We start from the raw sequence: 16,911 nt of genomic DNA, 5'->3' as shown, positions 1-16,911 counted from the left end.
GGCGGAGATGACCAGCAATACGGTCAGCAGGCTCGGTAGTAGATAGCGGCGCTGGGTGCGTTTGCTGATATTGACGAAACCTTGCTGGGCCTGGGTGGCTGTGACGTCTGGATTCAAGGACAGCCTCGTCGCCGAGGTGTTGGTGCGGGCAACCAGTACGTCGCGGTTGTCCATCGCGCTGAGTTCGCCGGCCAGTTGGCGTATTTTAGGATTTTTACTGGTACTGGCGCGGTGCAGTATTTCCAATCGGTAGTCCGGGTCTTTCATGAGTGTGCTGAAGTGCAGGTGGCGTAGTCCCTGGTCGTCCTGTTGTTCGCAGACCTGTTTTAGCTGCCAGAGCCCTTCAACCAGCTGCGCTCTGGGGGAGCCTGTGTCGGTGCTTGCCATATCGTAAATCCTCGATGTTTCGGGCGACGATTATCGCGGCGGAATGTGACTGTTTAATGAAAGGCGAACGCGCTGGGCAGGAGTGCTATAATGCCGCCTTTTTACACAGCGGCGTCGATGGCAGCCGCTACCGCGGCGGAAGGACATTCTCGATTTATGAGTGACAAGCAAGCAGATATCAAACCCTGGGGCGGGCGCTTTTCCGAGCCCACGGATCAATTCGTCGAGCGTTTTACCGCGTCTGTCGGGTTTGATCAGCGGCTCTATCACCACGATATCAATGGTTCGCTTGCCCATGCGCAAATGCTGGCCAGCGTAGGGGTGCTCACGGATGACGAATATCGTCAGATCAGCGAAGGGCTCGAAGCGATTCGCGGCGAGATCGAGCGCGGTGAATTCAACTGGTCGGTGAGCCTGGAAGATGTGCACATGAATATCGAAGCGCGTCTGACCGATCGCATTGGTATCACCGGTAAGAAACTGCACACCGGACGCTCGCGCAATGATCAGGTCGCCACGGATATTCGCCTGTATCTACGCGACGAAATTGACAGCATCGCCGGTGAGCTTACGCGCCTGCAACAGGGGTTGTGTGATCTGGCCGAGCGCGAAGCCGACACCATCATGCCCGGGTTTACCCATTTGCAGACCGCGCAGCCGGTTACTTTTGGTCACCACCTGCTGGCCTGGAATGCGATGCTCGAACGCGACTATGAGCGGCTGATGGATTGCCGCAAGCGGGTTAACCGCTGCCCGCTGGGCGCCGCGGCACTCGCTGGCACTACCTATCCCATCAATCGGGAGCTGACGGCACAGTTGCTGGGCTTTGATGGGCCAACGGAAAATTCGCTGGACTCGGTCAGCGACCGGGATTTTGCGATCGAGTTTACGGCTTGTGCCAGCATTGTGATGACACATTTGTCGCGTTTCAGTGAAGAGTTGGTGCTGTGGACTTCGGCTCAATTTAACTTTATCAACCTGCCCGACCGCTTCTGCACCGGCTCCAGCATCATGCCGCAGAAGAAAAATCCGGATGTGCCTGAGTTGGTGCGCGGCAAAACAGGTCGCGTGAACGGTCATCTGGTGAGCCTGTTGACGCTGATGAAATCCCAGCCGTTGGCATACAACAAGGATAATCAGGAAGACAAGGAGCCACTATTCGATACCATCGATACGCTGCGTGATTGTCTGAAGTCTTATGCCGATATGGTGCCGGCAATCACGGCCAATGCTGAGGTTATGCGCGAAGCGGCGATGCGCGGCTTTTCCACGGCAACAGATCTGGCAGATTACCTGGTGCGCAAAGGCGTCGCTTTCCGCGATGCACATGAGATTGTGGGTAAGTCGGTGGCTTACGGCATCGATACGGGTAAGGATCTGTCTCAGATGAGTCTGGATGAGTTACGCCAGTTCAGTGACACCATCGAATCCGATGTGTTCGACGTGCTTACCCTGGAAGGGTCGGTGAATGCGCGTGACCACGTGGGCGGCACCGCGCCGGCTCAGGTAAAAGCGGCTGTACAGCGCGTCAGAAAATTGCTGGCGCAGCGAAACTAATCTCCATTCACGCTATCTAACCCTGCGGGCACACTGTGGCCGCAGTGTTTGTTTTCACAGCGCCCTGATTCAGCCAGCCTGCGCATGCTTGTGCGTTTCAAAAGAAAAATGCTTGGTGGGGTATTCCATGAAAAAACTTCTCGGGCTTGCGCTCGTTGGCGGCCTGTTACTTGCGCTTTGGTGGCAGTTTCAGCCATCGCCGGTTGCGCCGGAGCGCAGCGCGCCAGTAGTTGCGGTCAGCGTTTATACGGTTGAAACGCGAGAATTTGCCGACCGGGTGGAAGCCTTGGGCAGCCTGCGCGGCAACGAATCGATCACCATTACCACCAATGCGACTGATACTATTGCGGCGATTCATTTTACCGAAGGCCAGCGGGTAAAAGCTGGACAGTTGCTGGTAACACTCGAGCAGGCGGAAGAGCAGGCCCAGCTGGCGTCAGCCCAGGCCGACCTTGCAGAACAGCAGCGTGAAGTGCGTCGGTTGGAAGGTCTGGTTAAAACCATGTCGGCGGCTCAAACCGAACTGGATCAACGCCGCACGGCATTGGAAAAAGCGCGCCACAAAATTGATGAGTTGGAGGCGCGAATTGCCGACCGTCGCGTCACTGCCCCATTTGCCGGTGTGCTGGGATTGCGCATGGTTAGCCCCGGGGCGCTGGTATCGCCCGGAACAGCCATTACTACGCTCGACGATATTGATCCGGTGAAGCTCGACTTCAGTGTGCCTGCCGCGTTATTGGGCTCGCTGAAACCCGGGCTTGAACTGCGCGCCAAAACAGCTGCCTACGATGAGCCTTTCAGTGGCCACGTTACGGTGATTGACAGCCGGGTAAATAGCACTGATCGCTCAATTCGGGCGCGCGCGGAATTTGATAATGCCGAGGGGTTACTCAAGCCCGGTATGTTGATGACGGTGGACCTGCTGCGCAATCCGCGCACCGCATTACTGGTGCCGGAAGCGGCCCTGCTTACCCGTGATCAGCAGCACAGTGTCTGGGTGATTGACGACAATCAGACCCTGCAGCGTCGCACCGTGCAAATCGGGTCGCGGCAGCCAGGGTGGGTTGAGGTGCTCAGTGGCCTGGTGCCAGGTGAAACTATTGTGCGCGCAACTTTCCCGCGTCTGCGCGAGGGTATACGTGTGACGGCGCCGGAACTTGGCGGCGAGGTCGGTTGAGATGCTGGTTTCCGATACCGCAGTAAAGCGCCCTGTATTTGCGGTGGTCATCAGTCTGTTGCTGGTGGCCTTTGGCCTGGTTTCCTTCGAGCGTCTGCCGCTGCGGGAATACCCGGATATCGATCCGCCGATCGTTTCCATTCGCACCAATTATCTGGGCGCTTCGGCGGCAGTGGTTGAGTCGCGCGTTACCCAGTTAATTGAAGACAGCATTGCCGGCATTGAAGGCATCAAGACCATTACCTCGTCGAGCGCTGATGGCCTGTCCGCTATCAGTATCGAATTCAACCTGAGTCGGGATATTGAATCCGCCGCCAACGACGTGCGTGACCGCGTGTCGGGGGTCATGGGTAATCTGCCGCAGGAGGCCGACGCACCGGAAGTGCAGAAGAGTGACGCCGACGAGCGGGTCATCATGTGGCTGAACCTCACCTCGCAGTCAATGGACACACTTGAGCTGACCGATTATGCAGAGCGGTATCTGGTGGATAGGTTCTCGACCATTGATGGGGTGGCCCGGGTACGGGTCAGCGGTGGTCTCGAATACGCCATGCGTATTTGGCTCGACCGCAAAGCGATGGCAGCGCGTGGACTGACGGCCACCGATATCGAGAATGCGCTGCGCAGTGAAAATGTCGAGTTACCCGCAGGCACAGTCAAATCTGTCGACAGAGATTTTATTGTCAAGCTGGATCGCAACTATCTTACCGAAGAAGATTTTCAAAAACTGGTGGTCGGTCGCGGGGAAGATGGTTACCTGATCCGCCTGAAAGATGTTGCCCGGGTGGAGCTCGGTGCGGCTGAGTGGCGTCGTCAGTTTCGCGGTAACGGCATCAATATGGTGGGGCTTGGCATTATCAAGCAAAGCACGGCTAATACCCTGTCAGTAACTCGCGAAGCAAAAAAGCTGCGTGACCGGATCAGAGGGACGTTGCCGGAAGGCATGGACATCAAGCAGAGTTTTGACAGCTCCGTGTTTGTTGAAAGCGCCATTTCTGAGGTTTACAGCACGCTGTTTATTGCGGCGGGGTTGGTTGTGTTGGTGATTCTGCTGTTTCTCGGTGACTGGCGAGCGATGATGGTGCCAGCGGTGACGGTGCCAGTGTCATTGATTGCCACCTTTACGGTGCTTTACGGGTTGGGCTATAGCCTGAATCTGCTGACTTTGCTGGCGCTGGTACTGGCAATCGGCATGGTGGTGGACGATGGCATTGTGGTATTGGAAAACATTCATCGCCGCATGCAGGAAGGGGAAAGCCCGCTGGTGGCCGCCTATCGCGGTGCTCGTCAGGTAGGCTTTGCGGTGGTGGCGACAACTCTGGTGCTGATCGCCGTGTTTATCCCGATAACCTTTCTGCGTGATGACGTGGGCCGTCTGTTTGGCGAATTCGCCATCGCGATGGCGACGGCGGTCGGTTTTTCCAGCGTGGTCGCGCTGACCTTGTCGCCGGTGATCTGTGCCAGATTGCTTAAAGCAGACAATGGTCGCCATTCACTGAGCAAAGCCGGCGATCGCATTTTTAATGCGCTTCAGGTTCGATACCAAGCGGGCCTGAAAAAGGCATTGCATGCCCCGTTGGGCATGGCTCTGGTGTTGCTCGCCGCGTTTGCGGTTTGTTATGGACTGTTTAAACAGATTCCCCAGGAGTTTGCTCCCAAGGAAGATCGGGGTGTCTTCTTTCTCATCATTAAGGGGCCTGAAGGCGCATCTTTCGACTACACCAGTCAGCGGGTATTGGAAATTGAAGAAGCGCTGATGCCACTGGTGGAGGCCGGGGATATTCAGCGGCTGTTGCTCAGGGCGCCACGTGGCTTTGGCGGTGGTGAGGATTTCAGTGGCGCAATGGGTATTATCGTGCTGTCGCCCTTTGACTCGGGGCGCCGCGACTCTTACGCCATCATGGCCGACGCCCGTGACCGGGTGGCCGACATCAGCGGGGTTTCGGTGTTCCCCGTCATGCCGCAGGCACTGGGCGGCCACGCCAACAAGGCGGTGCAATTTGTGATTGGCGGCGCCGACTACGATGAGCTGGCGCGGTGGCGTGACCGCATCATAGCCGAGGCGCAGAGCAACCCTGGGCTGGTGGGTTTGGACAGCGATTATCAGGAAAGCAAACCGCAGCTGCGGGTATCGATCGACCGCGAGCGGGCCGCCTCCCTGGGTGTGCAACTGGTCGATATCAATCGCACTCTGGAAACGCTGCTGGGTTCGCGCCGGGTAACCACCTTTATGCGTGAGGGTGAGGAATACGATGTCATTCTGGAGGGGGAGCCGGATGGGCAGCGCTCGCCGGGAGATCTCCACAATATTTATGTGCGCTCGGTGACCACTGATCGGCTGATACCGCTGTCCAATCTGATCACGCTGGAAGATCGCGCGGACGCGGCAACGCTAAACCGTTTTAACCGCATGCGCGCGATTACAATTGATGCCGCGGTGGGGGGTGATTACACCTTGGGTGAAGCCCTGGCCTATATGGAAAATCTGACGCGGGAGATCGCGCCGGAAGCAGTGATCGACTACAAGGGCGAATCCTTGAAGTTGAAAACCAGCAGCGGTGACATCTATTTTATTTTTGCTCTGGCGCTGATGGTTGTGTTTCTGGTGATGGCCGCCCAGTTTGAAAGTTTTATCCACCCCTTGGTGATTATGCTCACCGTACCGCTGGCGGTGGCGGGCGCATTGATTGGCCTGTACCTGTTTGGACAGAGCATCAACATCTATTCACAGGTGGCGTTGATTATGTTGGTGGGTTTGGCTACCAAGAACGGTATTTTGATTGTTGAGTTTGCCAATCAGTTGCGCGACGAGGGCATGGCTTTTGAGGATGCGCTGCTGCAAGCGGCCGGGCAGCGTCTGCGTCCCATTCTGATGACCTCCATCACGACAATCATGGGCGCGGTACCGCTGATACTGGCCAGTGGGGCCGGGGCCGAAGCTCGTTTTGTTATCGGTATTGTGGTGTCCAGTGGGGTCAGCGTGGCAACCTTGCTCACCCTGTTTGTCGTGCCGCTGGCCTACGCCCTGTTAGCACGCAATACCCATACGCCGCAGACGATAACGCGGCAGCTGGAAGCAGAGCTGCAAGGTACGGATTGGCGTCGCGATATTGAATAACGCGGTGTGTGCTCCTCCCGCCGCGATCGGGGGAGGAGCCCGGTGGCGCTTAAGGCTTTTTAACCAGCGCTGCTGTCTGGGCGGCAAACAGTTCTTCTATGCCCTGTTCTGCAAGGTCGAGCATGCCGTTCAGTTCTTGGCGGGCAAATGGTGCGGCTTCGGCGGTGCCTTGAACCTCAATAAAGCCACCGTTGGAACCCATCACCACGTTCATATCGGTTTCGGCGGTGGAGTCCTCGGCATAGTCGAGGTCGAGTACGGGCTGACCTTGGTATACGCCAACGCTAACGGCGGCAATCTGCTGAACAATGGGGTTTTCTTTGAGCGTGCCAGCCTCAAGCATGGAGGCTATGGCATCGGCCAGTGCCACGTAGGCCCCGGTGATAGACGCGGTGCGGGTGCCGCCATCGGCCTGAATAACGTCACAATCGAGCTGAATCGTGTTTTCGCCCAGTTTTTTCATATCAATGCCAGCGCGCAGTGAGCGGCCGATCAGGCGCTGAATTTCCTGGGTGCGACCACTCTGTTTGCCGCGCGCCGCTTCCCGCCCCATGCGTGAGCCGGTTGAGCGCGGCAGCATGCCGTACTCGGCGGTAACCCATCCTTGGCCTTTGCCGCGCAGAAAGGGTGGTACCGAAGTGTCGACCGACGCCGTGCAGATCACCTTGGTATTGCCCATTTCAACGAGCACTGAGCCTTCCGCATGGCAGGTGAACTGTCGGGTCAGGCGTACTTCGCGAAGCTGATTGGGCTGGCGTCCACTGGGTCGGGTCATAGATAAAACTCCTGCTGGTTTGAATAAGGGCGCAGAGTATAGCAGCTCACTCGGTCAATTCGGCTGTTGCGGTAATCCCCCACTTAAATCCTGGTGCGGAGTGAGTACAATAGCGATCTGTTTCAATTCCGGAGAATGCCTTTGTCTGTTCGCAGCATGACTGCCTTTGCGCATCAGCGCGCTGAATACCCTTGGGGGACGGCGGCGTGGGAGATCCGTTCCGTTAATCAGCGCTACCTTGATCTGACGTTTAAGCTGCCGGAGCTGTGGCGCCATCTGGAACCGGGGTTGCGAGATGCGCTGCGTAAGAATCTCTCGCGCGGCAAGGTGGAAGTCAGTTTGCGCCTGCAGATGCGTTCTGAGGGCAGCGAGAGTCTGAAAATCAATCATGCACTGGCCGGTGAGGTTATGGCCGCTGCCCAAGCAATTCACGGCAAATTGGATCACCCCGCGTCGATCGACCCCTTGGCCATATTGCAATGGCCGGGGGTGGTGGGCGAATCTCAGCCGGATGCGGACGAGGTGCAGCAGGCGTTAATGACGCTGTTTGCGCAAGCGCTGGCAGAGCAGAGTGCTGGCCGTGAACGCGAAGGGGCGGAGCTCAAGCTGATGATAGAACAGCGGCTGGAGCAGATAGTGGTTATTACGGCGCGGCTGCGCCAGGCTATGCCGCAGCTGGTACAGGCGCAGCGAGACAAGCTCTTGCAGCGTCTGGAGGGGCTGGACGTCAAACTCAACGAGGAACGGCTGGAAGCTGAAGTGGCGTTGCTGGCCCAGAAGATAGATGTGGCGGAGGAGCTGGATCGGCTCGACACCCACGTGCAGGAAGTGCTGCGAATACTGCGCAAGGGCGGCGCCTGTGGTCGCAAGCTGGATTTTCTAATGCAGGAGCTTAACCGTGAGGCAAACACATTGTCGTCCAAGGCTGTGGTGGCTGACAGCACGCAATCGGCGGTTGAGCTCAAGGTATTGATTGAGCAGATGCGCGAGCAGATCCAGAATATTGAGTAATAGGCGCTCGCGATTCTTCAGCGTCTAACAATTGCTGGTATCATAAAAAATCACTCTCTCAGGTTCCGGATTATTCGCACTCATGGCAACGCAGGGCATTCTCTATACTATTTCAGCACCCTCCGGTGCGGGCAAAACCAGTCTGGTCAGAGCCCTGTTGGAGCAGATGGACAATATCCGGGTGTCGGTTTCGCACACCACGCGCAAGCAGCGCCCTGGCGAAGTTGAAGGGCGTGACTACCACTTTATATCGGTGGATGAATTCAAACAGATGCTCGGTGATGCAGCGTTTCTCGAGCACGCTCAGGTATTCGATAATTTCTATGGCACCTCACAAGCATGGGTGGCGCAGCAATTGGCAGCCGGAACCGATGTAATTCTGGAGATTGACTGGCAGGGCGCCGAGCAGGTGCGCCGTGCAATGTCAGATACTCGCTCCATCTTTATACTGCCGCCCTCGCGCGCGACGCTCGAGGAGCGGTTACAGGGGCGTGGTCAGGACGATGAGGCGACGATAGCTCGGCGAATGCGGGCGGCGGTGGATGAAATGTCACACTTCCCCGAGGCGGAGTTTATTGTGATCAATGACGAGTTTGACGTGGCGCTGGCCGATCTGGTGGCCATCGTGCGCAGTCAACGCCTGAGCCTGCCCTCCCAGCAGATTCGCCATCAGGCATTGTTAGCGGAATTGCTGTCGCGCTCTGATCAAATTTGATACACTCCTGCGCCCGCCGGTCGGCACAGATTGTGAACCATTGCTCTGTGTTAGGATTGCAATTGGCGGTGCAATTGCCTTAACTATCGGTCAGGGCAGGCTTTTCCCGATGTTTTAATCGGTTTTCAGGAATACACTTTTCAGGAATGACAGATGGCACGTATTACAGTTGAAGATTGTCTTGAGCATGTTGATAACCGTTTCGAATTGGTGATGGTTGCCAGCAAGCGGGCGCGTGCAATCGCTACTGGCGGCAAGGATCCTCTGGTTAGCGAGGACGGCGATAAACCAACCGTGCTGGCCCTGCGTGAAATTGCTGAACAGAAATTAACTCCGGCAGAGATTATGGCAGCGGACATCGAACGCGAAGAGCCAGAACTGGATCTCTCGGATATGGACACCACTATCGGTTGAGCGCGCTGCGTTGAGGGGGGGAATGCTTCAATATTCTATATTCCAAACCCAAAACGGGCAGAAACCGGAACATTCCATTGATGCACTGGCAGCCACGCTGTCAGAGTATCTGTCGCCGGAACAGGTTAACCTGGTACAGCGCGCCTATTACTACGCCGAGCAGGCCCACGAGGGCCAGCGTCGGCGCAGCGGCGAACCCTACGTAACTCACCCTCTTGCGGTTGCCGCCATCTTGGCGGATATGCACATGGATCATCAGAGTCTGATGGCCGCCATGCTGCACGATGTCATTGAAGACACCGCTATCTCTAAGAAAATCCTAAGTCAGCAATTTGGTTCTACGGTTGCGGAGCTGGTAGATGGGGTCTCTAAACTGACCCGTATCGAGTTTCAGTCCCGCGCAGAACAGCAGGCAGAAAACTTCCAGAAAATGGCCCTGGCCATGGCCAAGGATATCCGTGTCATCCTGGTGAAGCTGGCAGACCGTCTTCACAATATGCGTACGCTTGGCGTGCTCCAGCCTGAGAAGCGCCGTCGTATCGCGCGTGAAACCCTCGAAATCTATGCGCCCATCGCCCAGCGTCTGGGTATGCACAATATCCGCGTGGAATTTGAAGACCTTGGCTTCAGTGCGATGTACCCGATGCGCGCTGATCGTATTCGAGCAGCCGTGCGGCAGGTGCGCGGTGACCGCCGTGAAATAGTCGAAAATATCCGCGAAACCGTTGAGTCGTATCTGGAAGAAGAGGGTATTCCAGCCCGTATCACGGGCCGCGAAAAGCATCTATTTAGCATCTACCAGAAAATGCGCAGCAAGCGTAAATCCTTCAGCGAGATCATGGATCTCTACGCGTTTCGCATCGTGGTAGATTCGGTTGATAACTGTTATCGGGTTTTGGGTTGTGTGCACAGTCTCTATAAACCGGTCCCCGGACAGTTCAAGGATTACATCGCCATTCCCAAGGCAAACGGGTATCAATCACTGCACACCGGGTTGTTTGGTTTGCACGGCGTTCCCATCGAGATTCAGATTCGTACTGAAGAGATGGAGGAAATGGCCAACAACGGCATCGCCGCGCACTGGCTGTACAAGACCGATGGCGACGCGGCAAACGGCAATAGCCATGCGCGGGCCCGTCAGTGGGTGCAGGGCCTGCTGGAGATTCAGCAGCGCACAGGTAATTCACTGGAATTTATCGAAAACGTCAAAATTGATCTGTTCCCGGATGAAATATACGTGTTCACGCCTAAAGGCGAGATACTCGAGCTGCCGGCAGGTGCCACACCGGTAGATTTTGCCTACTCGGTACACAGCGACGTGGGTAACAGCTGTGTTGCCTGTCGTATCAACCGGCGACTCGCGCCCCTGTCGGAAGTGCTGCAGAGCGGACAGACCGTTGAGGTAATTACCGCTCAGGGCGCGCAGCCTAACCCTAACTGGCTGAACTTTGTGGTGACAGCCAAGGCGCGCTCGACGATTCGCCATTTTCTCAAGCACCAGCGTCGCAGTGAAGCGGTGGAGCTTGGCGAGCGTATGTTGGAAAAGGCTTTGGCCGGTTTGGGAGGTCAGCTGAAGGATATCCCCGAACGTCAGCTGGAGGAGTTGGTGGAGACAACCGGTGCTGACCGGTTTGATAGCATTCTGGAGGAGATCGGGCTTGGCAACCGGGTGGCCTATCTGACAGCGCGGCAGTTATTCAATGCGCCCGGCAAGACGGAGCCGGAACAGACCTCGCTGGGGCAGCATGCGATGGTCATTAACGGTACTGAAGGTTTCCTGGTGAACTTCGCCAAGTGCTGTTACCCCATTCCCGGCGACCCCATCATCGGGCTGCTCAGTTCGGAGAAGGGGGTCGTAGTGCACACAGATAATTGCCACAACAGTATCGAGCTTCGCAGTAAGCCGGAAAAGGTGGTGCCTTTATCTTGGGCAGAGGACACCGACAATGAATTTACCGTCGAGCTCAAGGTCGAGCTGTCAAAGCAGCGCGGTATTATTGCGGTGCTGGCCACCCGCGTGAACGGCGCCGACGCCAGTATTGAAAAAATCAGCGTGGAAGACGATACCCCGAAAGTGACTATTGTGCACTTGTTGATAGGCGTGAAGTCTCGTGTTCACCTGGCTAATATCATGCGCCGAATTCGGCACATTCCCGCCACTCTGCGCGTCACTCGCGTACGTCACTAATTAGTGCGCAGGCGAGAGCCCCGCGACCTGCTCGCTATTGGCTATAGCACTTAACAGTCGGATGCGCTGCTGGGTTGGCTGAATGCAATCAGGAGAACTTCTGTTTGCGAAAACGCCACTGAGCTCCAGCAGATTTTCGCCCTGCCGCAGCTCGAGCGACAACACCTCACCAAACTTTCTGGCACTGGGTGAAAACTCGCCGCTGATGTCTTCGCCATTGAGCGTGGCGTGGAAGGTTTCGGCCTCAACGGGTGCTTTGTAAAACAGCATCAGCTTCTGGTCGGCACTCAAAGTGTAGGCGCCATTATCTTGTTTGGCGTGAACGTGCACCAGCTCACTGGCCGGTGTTGGGCAGTCACTGGCGATTAGGCCGGCGCTGCTGAAAGAAAGTAAAACTCCAGTTACCCACTGTTTCATAATACTTCACATTCCGTTGTTGTCGGCCGCGCTTTTATCCAGTGCGCTTTGGCCGCCTCGCGTGATTAAGCTCGATTCTTTTAGCTTGGGTGAGGTAGCCGCTGTGCAGATACATCACTAGCCTTGAAGCAAGAATAGCCACTCCGGCGAGGAGTTATTGTGATTTTTGGAACAGCGAGTGTGGCGAAAATGCTTTGTGTGGTCAAGACGGGGGAGTGGGCGAGGCACCGGGTTTGCTTTAACATGCCTTTCTTTTTGCCGGTTATGTGAGAGAAATCAATGAGTAAAAAAGTCATCGTAGCTACTGATCAGGCGCCACAGGCGATCGGCCCTTATTCGCAGGCGGTAGCCTTTGGTAATATTACCTTTCTGTCGGGTCAGATCCCGCTTGATCCTAAAACCATGACGATGGTGGGTGAAACTGCGGCTGAGCAGGCCGAGCAGGTATTTAAAAATCTGAGCGCTGTGGCAGCGGCCGCCGGTGGCACCTTGGATGATGCACTCAAAGTGAACATTTCACTCACCGATCTGAACGACTTTGTGGCGGTTAACGAGGTGATGGCCCGCCATTTCGCCGAGCCTTACCCGGCGCGGGCCTGCGTGCAGGTGGCTGCTTTGCCGAAAGGCGCCAAGGTGGAAATCGAGGTAATTTTGGGGCTGTAAGGCGGGTTGTTGGGTCCGGCTGAGGCCGGACCTTGTTTTATTGTGTCTGTCGCAGGCGATGTTCCACCAGCAGCAGCCGGTCATTGCCAAAATACATATCGGTCTCGTCGACAAACAGGGTGGGCGAACCGTAGCCGCCGCGGGCTATCAACTCTTCGGTATTGGCGCGCAATCTGTCCTTATAGGCCTGCTGATTAATCTTGTTAAAAAAATCTGAGGTATCCAGGCCGGCGGATGTCACAATATCGTTGATCACGTCGTCCTGGCTCACGTCCTTGCCGTCGCGCCAATAGCTTTCAAAACACTGCTTGGCGTAGGGGATGAGTTTGCCCGCTTCCTGAGCCACAAAGCAGCCGCGCATAATCTTCACGGCGTTAGCAGGATGCATGTCGGGCCAGCGTATGGTTAGGTCGTAGTAATCGGCCCAGTCCTGCAAATCTTTCATGTAATGAGTAACCCGACGTTCGTTGTTGAACATGGACTCTCGGGCTTCGTACACCCCCTGGTTAACTGCATTGAAAACGCCGCCAACAAGAATAGGGCGCCAGTGCATATCAACCGGATTGCGTTTGACGATGGGCTGGATGCCGGTGAATGCCAGGTAAGTCCACGGCGATGTGCAATCGAAAAAGAATTCGAGTTTGGGCATGTGCTTTCCTTTTGCGTGAATGCGCGCGCTATCTGCATTTGCGTCGCAGGAGGTCGTTTCCCGCTGCGCAGTGGCGTAGCATAGTGAGCGCCAACGTATAAAACGTATAAGGAGATTACCATGCTAAAGCTCTACGGTTTTGCTGTCAGTGATTATTTCAATATGGTCAAACACGTGCTGCTGGAAAAAGGTATCGAGTTTGAAGAGGTGGTGATCTTTCCAGACCAAAGCGCTGAATATCTGGCCAAGAGCCCGATGGGCAAGGTGCCTTGCATTGAAACCGAAGAAGGCTTTCTGTGCGAGACCAGTGCAATACTGGAATATCTGGAGGCCGCCTACCCTGAAAAACCCCTGTTGCCGAAGGGCCGATGGGCGCAGGCGAAAACCCGCGAGCTGATGAAAGTGTCAGAGCTGTATATTGAGCTGTCCGCGCGACGGTTGCTGCCGGCGATGCTGGCCGGTGCGCCGGTGGCCGATGATGTAAAGCAGGAGGTGCGCACAGTGCTTGAGAAAGGCCTGCGGGCGGTTAACGCCCTGGCGTCGTTTTCGCCTTATGCACTCGGAGAGCAGCAAACACTGGCTGATATCGTACTGCGATATTCGCTGGGCGTGGCCAAGGCTGCCGCGGGTTCGGTGTTGCACTGGGATCTGTTGGAGGGGCACTCGGCGCTAAAAGACTGGGATGAGCGTCTGGCCGCAAACCCTATCTGTCAGCAGCTGGATGCGGATATGCAGGCTCAGCTCGACGCTTTCATCAAGAAGGTGTCAGGTAAATAGCCGTTATTGAATGGGGATGGTCAGATTGACGACCGCGGATTCGGTGCCTGGGTTGCGCTCGCCGAATCCGCCATTTGAGAGGTGATACAGGGCCATGCCTAAGCGGTAGCGATTACCGAGCTGGTAGGCCAGTTCCAGCCCTGTCCTAAACTCCAATTGCAGCCCCAATTCCAATCTTTCCCGCTCTTCAAAATAGCCGGCATCGAAACTGCCGGTTACTACCCAGTGTGTTGCCGGGTGAAAATCCCGGCGTATACCGAAAAAAAGATAGCTCGCATCATTTTCCGCAGTAATCAGGCCGGCGGCCGGGCGCAGGCGAAGTTTGGTGTGTGGCTTCCAGCGGTATTCCATGCCATAGCGAAGTGTTTCCTTGAAGCGGTTGAACAGCCCGACAAGCCCGGCATTAACCGCCAAATAGGCATCATCTGTCATTGCCGGGTCGATTGAGCGGCCGGCATTGAGGCTGGCGAAACGTGGGGGACGTTGCGCGAGTAGAACCTGCGGTGAATCAGGAAGGTAGGTTCCGTCGGCGTCGATTGGGCTTGAAAAACCATCGGCCGCAACGGTTGTCGGTGTGCAAGTTGCCACTGCCAGCAGACCTCGGGCGCACCATGTCAATGTCCTAAGCAATACAGTGAGGCGCATACAAAAGAGATTGTTGAAGTCTGCGCTATTTGTACGAAATCATGACGTGCACTGCAAGGGAGCTAGGGGTGTTGGTGTTTTTGCCAAAGTTGGTAGCGGGCATTGCCGGCGGTTTTATCTTTGAGCACGGTAAAACCAGGTGGTGTTGGCAGTGTGTTTTTTCGGTCCGACTCTATATACAGCAGACCATTCTGGCGCAGTGTGGCAGATTCTGCCAGCGCCGTCAGAATGGGTTCGTAAAGGCCTGAAGAGAAAGGTGGATCGACAAAAATAATATCAAAAGAGTCATCGCAGCGAGCGAGCCAGTCCAGTACAGACGCCTGCACAACCTTGGCATTATTGCATGTTAGTGTGCTCAGATTGTCCCGCAGGGCGTCGGTGGCTGCGCGTTGGTTGTCGACAAAATGACAATGGGCGGCGCCGCGCGACAATGCCTCCAACCCCAGTGCGCCGCTACCGGCAAAGGCATCGAGGCAGCGTGCGCCTTCTATGTGTGGAGCGAGCCAGTTGAAGAGTGTTTCCCGCAGGCGGTCTCCGGTAGGCCGCAGACCATCGGTCGCAGGGAAGCGCAGTTTGCGACCGCGCCATTGACCGGCGATGATCCGAACGGTTCCATAGTCGTGCTGTGCTTTATTGGCGGGAGTACGTTGATGCCGACCCATGGGCGCTGATTCCTCTGGTGTGACTTGCTACACTGTGCGGCTTTCACGGTAGCTGGCGTGTGATCAGGGCCGCATTATGCACAGACCTAACCACAGGCGTTAAGGGTAACAGAATATGGGGCAAATCTTTCTTGTTGCTGGGGCGATCAGTGGCTTTCTGGCAGTTGCTTTGGGCGCATTCGGTGCGCACGCCCTCAAGCAGCGTCTGACGGCGGATATGCTCGCGGTGTATGACACCGCCGTGCAGTATCATTTTTACCATACCCTGGCATTAATCGCGGTCGCTCTGCTGGCGGTGTACGGGGTGCAGGGCGCCTGGCTCAAAGCCAGCGGCTGGCTGTTTTTGGTGGGCACGTTGTTGTTCAGTGGCAGTCTCTATGCGCTGGCATTGAGCGGCATCAAAATGCTGGGAGCCATTACTCCCTTGGGCGGGCTGTGTTTTCTCGCGGCCTGGCTTTGCCTCGCGGTAGTAGCCTGCCGGGCACTGTAACTGCGGTCTCATACCCCGCGTAGCAATTGGAAATTCGATGAACGACGACACAGATAGTACCGAGGCCACTTTTTCAGAGAAGCGCTTGCGCCGTATACGCAGTTTTGTGCTGCGCACCGGGCGCATGACCAAGGGGCAGGAGCAGGCCTACGAAACGTATTGGCCTGTGGCTGGGCTAACGCTGCAGGGCGGGATGATCGATCCGGCCGCGCTATTTGGCCGCCGCGCACCCTTGGTGTTTGAGATTGGCTTCGGTATGGGGCAATCCCTGCTGGAGATGGCAGCGCGCGAGAGCGACAAAGATTTTATAGGCGTGGAAGTACACAAGCCCGGTGTAGGGCGTTTGTTAATGGGGATGGGCGAGGCCCAGCTGAGTAATGTGCGGGTTTACTGCGATGACGCCGTCGAAGTGCTGCAGACCTGCATTCCCGATGGTGCGCTGGATCGCGTACAAATCTATTTTCCCGATCCCTGGCATAAGAAGAAACATCACAAGCGTCGACTGGTCCAGCCGAACTTTGTGGCGGAGCTTCGACGAAAATTGAAAACGGGCGGAGTATTGCACTTGGCGACCGACTGGGAAAACTACGCCGAACACATGGCTGAGGTGATGGCGGTAGCGCCCGGCTATCGCAATCAGTCTGAGGTTGGCGTTTATGCGCCGCGCCCGGACTGGCGGCCACTGACCAAATTCGAGCAGCGCGGTCAGCGCCTCGGGCACGGGGTATGGGATCTACTTTTCGAGGCTATCTGACAATAACTGGAGAGGTGTCTGTATGAAGGTATTGAGAACGCCTGACGAGCGTTTTGACAATCTACCGGGCTACAATTTTTCACCGCAATATTTGTTTATTGATGATTGCGAGGGTGGGGAGCTCAGGCTGCACTACCTGGATGAAGGTCCGGCAGGAGCTCCTCCTGTTCTGCTGATGCACGGCGAGCCTTCCTGGTCGTATCTGTACCGCAAGATGATTCCGCCGCTGGTGCAGGCGGGTCATCGGGTCATCGCGTTGGATCTCATCGGTTTTGGCCGTTCAGACAAGCCCAGTGAGCGCAACGATTACACGTACGCTCGTCATGTGGGTTGGGTTCAGTCGGCGTTTGATCAGCTCAATCTGGAAAATGTGACGCTGGTGTGTCAGGACTGGGGTGGTCTGATCGGCCTGCGTCTGCTGGCCAGTCGCCCAGGCAAGTTTGCGCGGGCGGTTGCGGCCAATACCATGCTGCCCACTGGCGAGCAGCCACCGGGCGAAGCCTTTCTGGCGT

17 protein-coding genes and 1 pseudogene are annotated in these 16,911 nt (G+C 56.2%); 12 read left to right on the top strand and 6 right to left on the bottom strand.

The window, feature by feature from the left end:
• Positions 1 to 387 (bottom strand): annotated as a pseudogene (locus tag ABYP39_RS10815) (hypothetical protein); the annotation flags it as partial.
• Positions 388 to 543: 156 nt separating this feature from the next.
• Between ABYP39_RS10815 and argH the strand changes: the two are divergent.
• The 3 genes from argH (at position 544) to ABYP39_RS10800 (ending at position 6,239) form a co-directional block, all read left to right on the top strand.
• Positions 544 to 1,944, top strand: coding sequence for an argininosuccinate lyase (gene argH, locus ABYP39_RS10810; RefSeq protein ID WP_372765272.1), 1,401 nt, complete (start codon positions 544 to 546; stop codon positions 1,942 to 1,944).
• Positions 1,945 to 2,071: 127 nt separating this feature from the next.
• Positions 2,072 to 3,121 carry an efflux RND transporter periplasmic adaptor subunit gene (locus tag ABYP39_RS10805; protein WP_372749320.1) on the top strand — a complete coding sequence of 350 codons (1,050 nt, stop codon included), beginning with the start codon at positions 2,072 to 2,074 and terminating at the stop codon, positions 3,119 to 3,121.
• Between the two features lies 1 nt (position 3,122).
• A complete protein-coding gene (locus tag ABYP39_RS10800) occupies positions 3,123 to 6,239 on the top strand; it encodes an efflux RND transporter permease subunit (protein WP_372749319.1) in 3,117 nt (1,038 codons plus the stop codon).
• 49 nt (positions 6,240 to 6,288) lie between these two features.
• Here the strand turns inward: ABYP39_RS10800 and rph are convergent, their stop codons facing one another.
• Positions 6,289 to 7,014 carry a ribonuclease PH gene (gene rph / locus ABYP39_RS10795; protein WP_372760442.1) on the bottom strand — a complete coding sequence of 242 codons (726 nt, stop codon included), beginning with the start codon at positions 7,012 to 7,014 and terminating at the stop codon, positions 6,289 to 6,291.
• 141 nt (positions 7,015 to 7,155) lie between these two features.
• Here rph and ABYP39_RS10790 point away from each other — a divergent pair, with 141 nt between their 5' ends.
• From ABYP39_RS10790 to spoT, 4 genes are all read left to right on the top strand, one after another.
• Positions 7,156 to 8,025 carry a YicC/YloC family endoribonuclease gene (locus tag ABYP39_RS10790; protein WP_372782501.1) on the top strand — a complete coding sequence of 290 codons (870 nt, stop codon included), beginning with the start codon at positions 7,156 to 7,158 and terminating at the stop codon, positions 8,023 to 8,025.
• Between the two features lie 82 nt (positions 8,026 to 8,107).
• Complete coding sequence (gmk, locus tag ABYP39_RS10785) at positions 8,108 to 8,740, top strand: guanylate kinase (RefSeq protein ID WP_372748404.1); 633 nt, start codon at positions 8,108 to 8,110, stop codon at positions 8,738 to 8,740.
• Positions 8,741 to 8,893: 153 nt separating this feature from the next.
• A complete protein-coding gene (gene rpoZ, locus ABYP39_RS10780) occupies positions 8,894 to 9,154 on the top strand; it encodes a DNA-directed RNA polymerase subunit omega (protein WP_372748403.1) in 261 nt (86 codons plus the stop codon).
• Between the two features lie 22 nt (positions 9,155 to 9,176).
• Positions 9,177 to 11,342, top strand: a complete 2,166-nt coding sequence (gene spoT / locus ABYP39_RS10775; protein ID WP_372748402.1) for a bifunctional GTP diphosphokinase/guanosine-3',5'-bis pyrophosphate 3'-pyrophosphohydrolase — start codon at positions 9,177 to 9,179, stop codon at positions 11,340 to 11,342.
• On the opposite strand, the gene ABYP39_RS10770 is transcribed toward spoT, so the two are convergent.
• On the bottom strand, positions 11,343 to 11,759 hold the full coding sequence (locus ABYP39_RS10770) for a hypothetical protein (RefSeq protein ID WP_372782499.1): 417 nt from the start codon (positions 11,757 to 11,759) through the stop codon (positions 11,343 to 11,345). It lies immediately after the preceding gene.
• A 279-nt stretch (positions 11,760 to 12,038) separates the two neighbouring features.
• Between ABYP39_RS10770 and ABYP39_RS10765 the strand changes: the two genes are divergently transcribed.
• On the top strand, positions 12,039 to 12,422 hold the full coding sequence (locus ABYP39_RS10765; RefSeq protein WP_372748400.1) for a RidA family protein: 384 nt from the start codon (positions 12,039 to 12,041) through the stop codon (positions 12,420 to 12,422).
• Between the two features lie 37 nt (positions 12,423 to 12,459).
• Here ABYP39_RS10765 and ABYP39_RS10760 read toward each other — a convergent pair whose 3' ends face one another.
• Complete coding sequence (locus ABYP39_RS10760) at positions 12,460 to 13,071, bottom strand: 2-hydroxychromene-2-carboxylate isomerase (RefSeq protein WP_372748398.1); 612 nt, start codon at positions 13,069 to 13,071, stop codon at positions 12,460 to 12,462.
• 120 nt (positions 13,072 to 13,191) lie between these two features.
• On the opposite strand from ABYP39_RS10760, the gene ABYP39_RS10755 reads away from it, so the two are divergent.
• Positions 13,192 to 13,848 (top strand): glutathione S-transferase family protein, encoded by a 657-nt coding sequence (locus ABYP39_RS10755; protein WP_372748397.1) that lies wholly within the window; start codon positions 13,192 to 13,194, stop codon positions 13,846 to 13,848.
• Between the two features lie 3 nt (positions 13,849 to 13,851).
• On the opposite strand, the gene ABYP39_RS10750 is transcribed toward ABYP39_RS10755, so the two are convergent.
• Together ABYP39_RS10750 and rsmD are read right to left on the bottom strand one after the other, a co-directional pair.
• A complete protein-coding gene (locus ABYP39_RS10750; protein ID WP_372782497.1) occupies positions 13,852 to 14,436 on the bottom strand; it encodes an acyloxyacyl hydrolase in 585 nt (194 codons plus the stop codon).
• A 119-nt stretch (positions 14,437 to 14,555) separates the two neighbouring features.
• The gene (rsmD, locus tag ABYP39_RS10745; protein ID WP_372764040.1) at positions 14,556 to 15,155 is read right to left on the bottom strand and encodes a 16S rRNA (guanine(966)-N(2))-methyltransferase RsmD; all 600 of its coding nucleotides are present in this window, start codon (positions 15,153 to 15,155) and stop codon (positions 14,556 to 14,558) included.
• A gap of 115 nt (positions 15,156 to 15,270) precedes the next feature.
• On the opposite strand from rsmD, the gene ABYP39_RS10740 reads away from it, so the two are divergent.
• From ABYP39_RS10740 to ABYP39_RS10730, 3 genes are all read left to right on the top strand, one after another.
• The gene (locus ABYP39_RS10740; RefSeq protein WP_372748394.1) at positions 15,271 to 15,645 is read left to right on the top strand and encodes a DUF423 domain-containing protein; all 375 of its coding nucleotides are present in this window, start codon (positions 15,271 to 15,273) and stop codon (positions 15,643 to 15,645) included.
• 37 nt (positions 15,646 to 15,682) lie between these two features.
• Complete coding sequence (trmB, locus tag ABYP39_RS10735; RefSeq protein ID WP_372748393.1) at positions 15,683 to 16,399, top strand: tRNA (guanosine(46)-N7)-methyltransferase TrmB; 717 nt, start codon at positions 15,683 to 15,685, stop codon at positions 16,397 to 16,399.
• Positions 16,400 to 16,421: 22 nt separating this feature from the next.
• Positions 16,422 to 16,911, top strand: a 490-nt coding sequence (locus ABYP39_RS10730) for a haloalkane dehalogenase (protein WP_372782495.1), incomplete at its 3' end; no start/stop codon positions are given.

This window comes from Litorivivens sp. (assembly GCF_041625495.1).
GTDB lineage: Bacteria > Pseudomonadota > Gammaproteobacteria > Pseudomonadales > Spongiibacteraceae > Litorivivens.
Note: the sequence above shows the minus strand (reverse complement) of the source record. Positions and strands in the feature narration are given on the sequence as shown.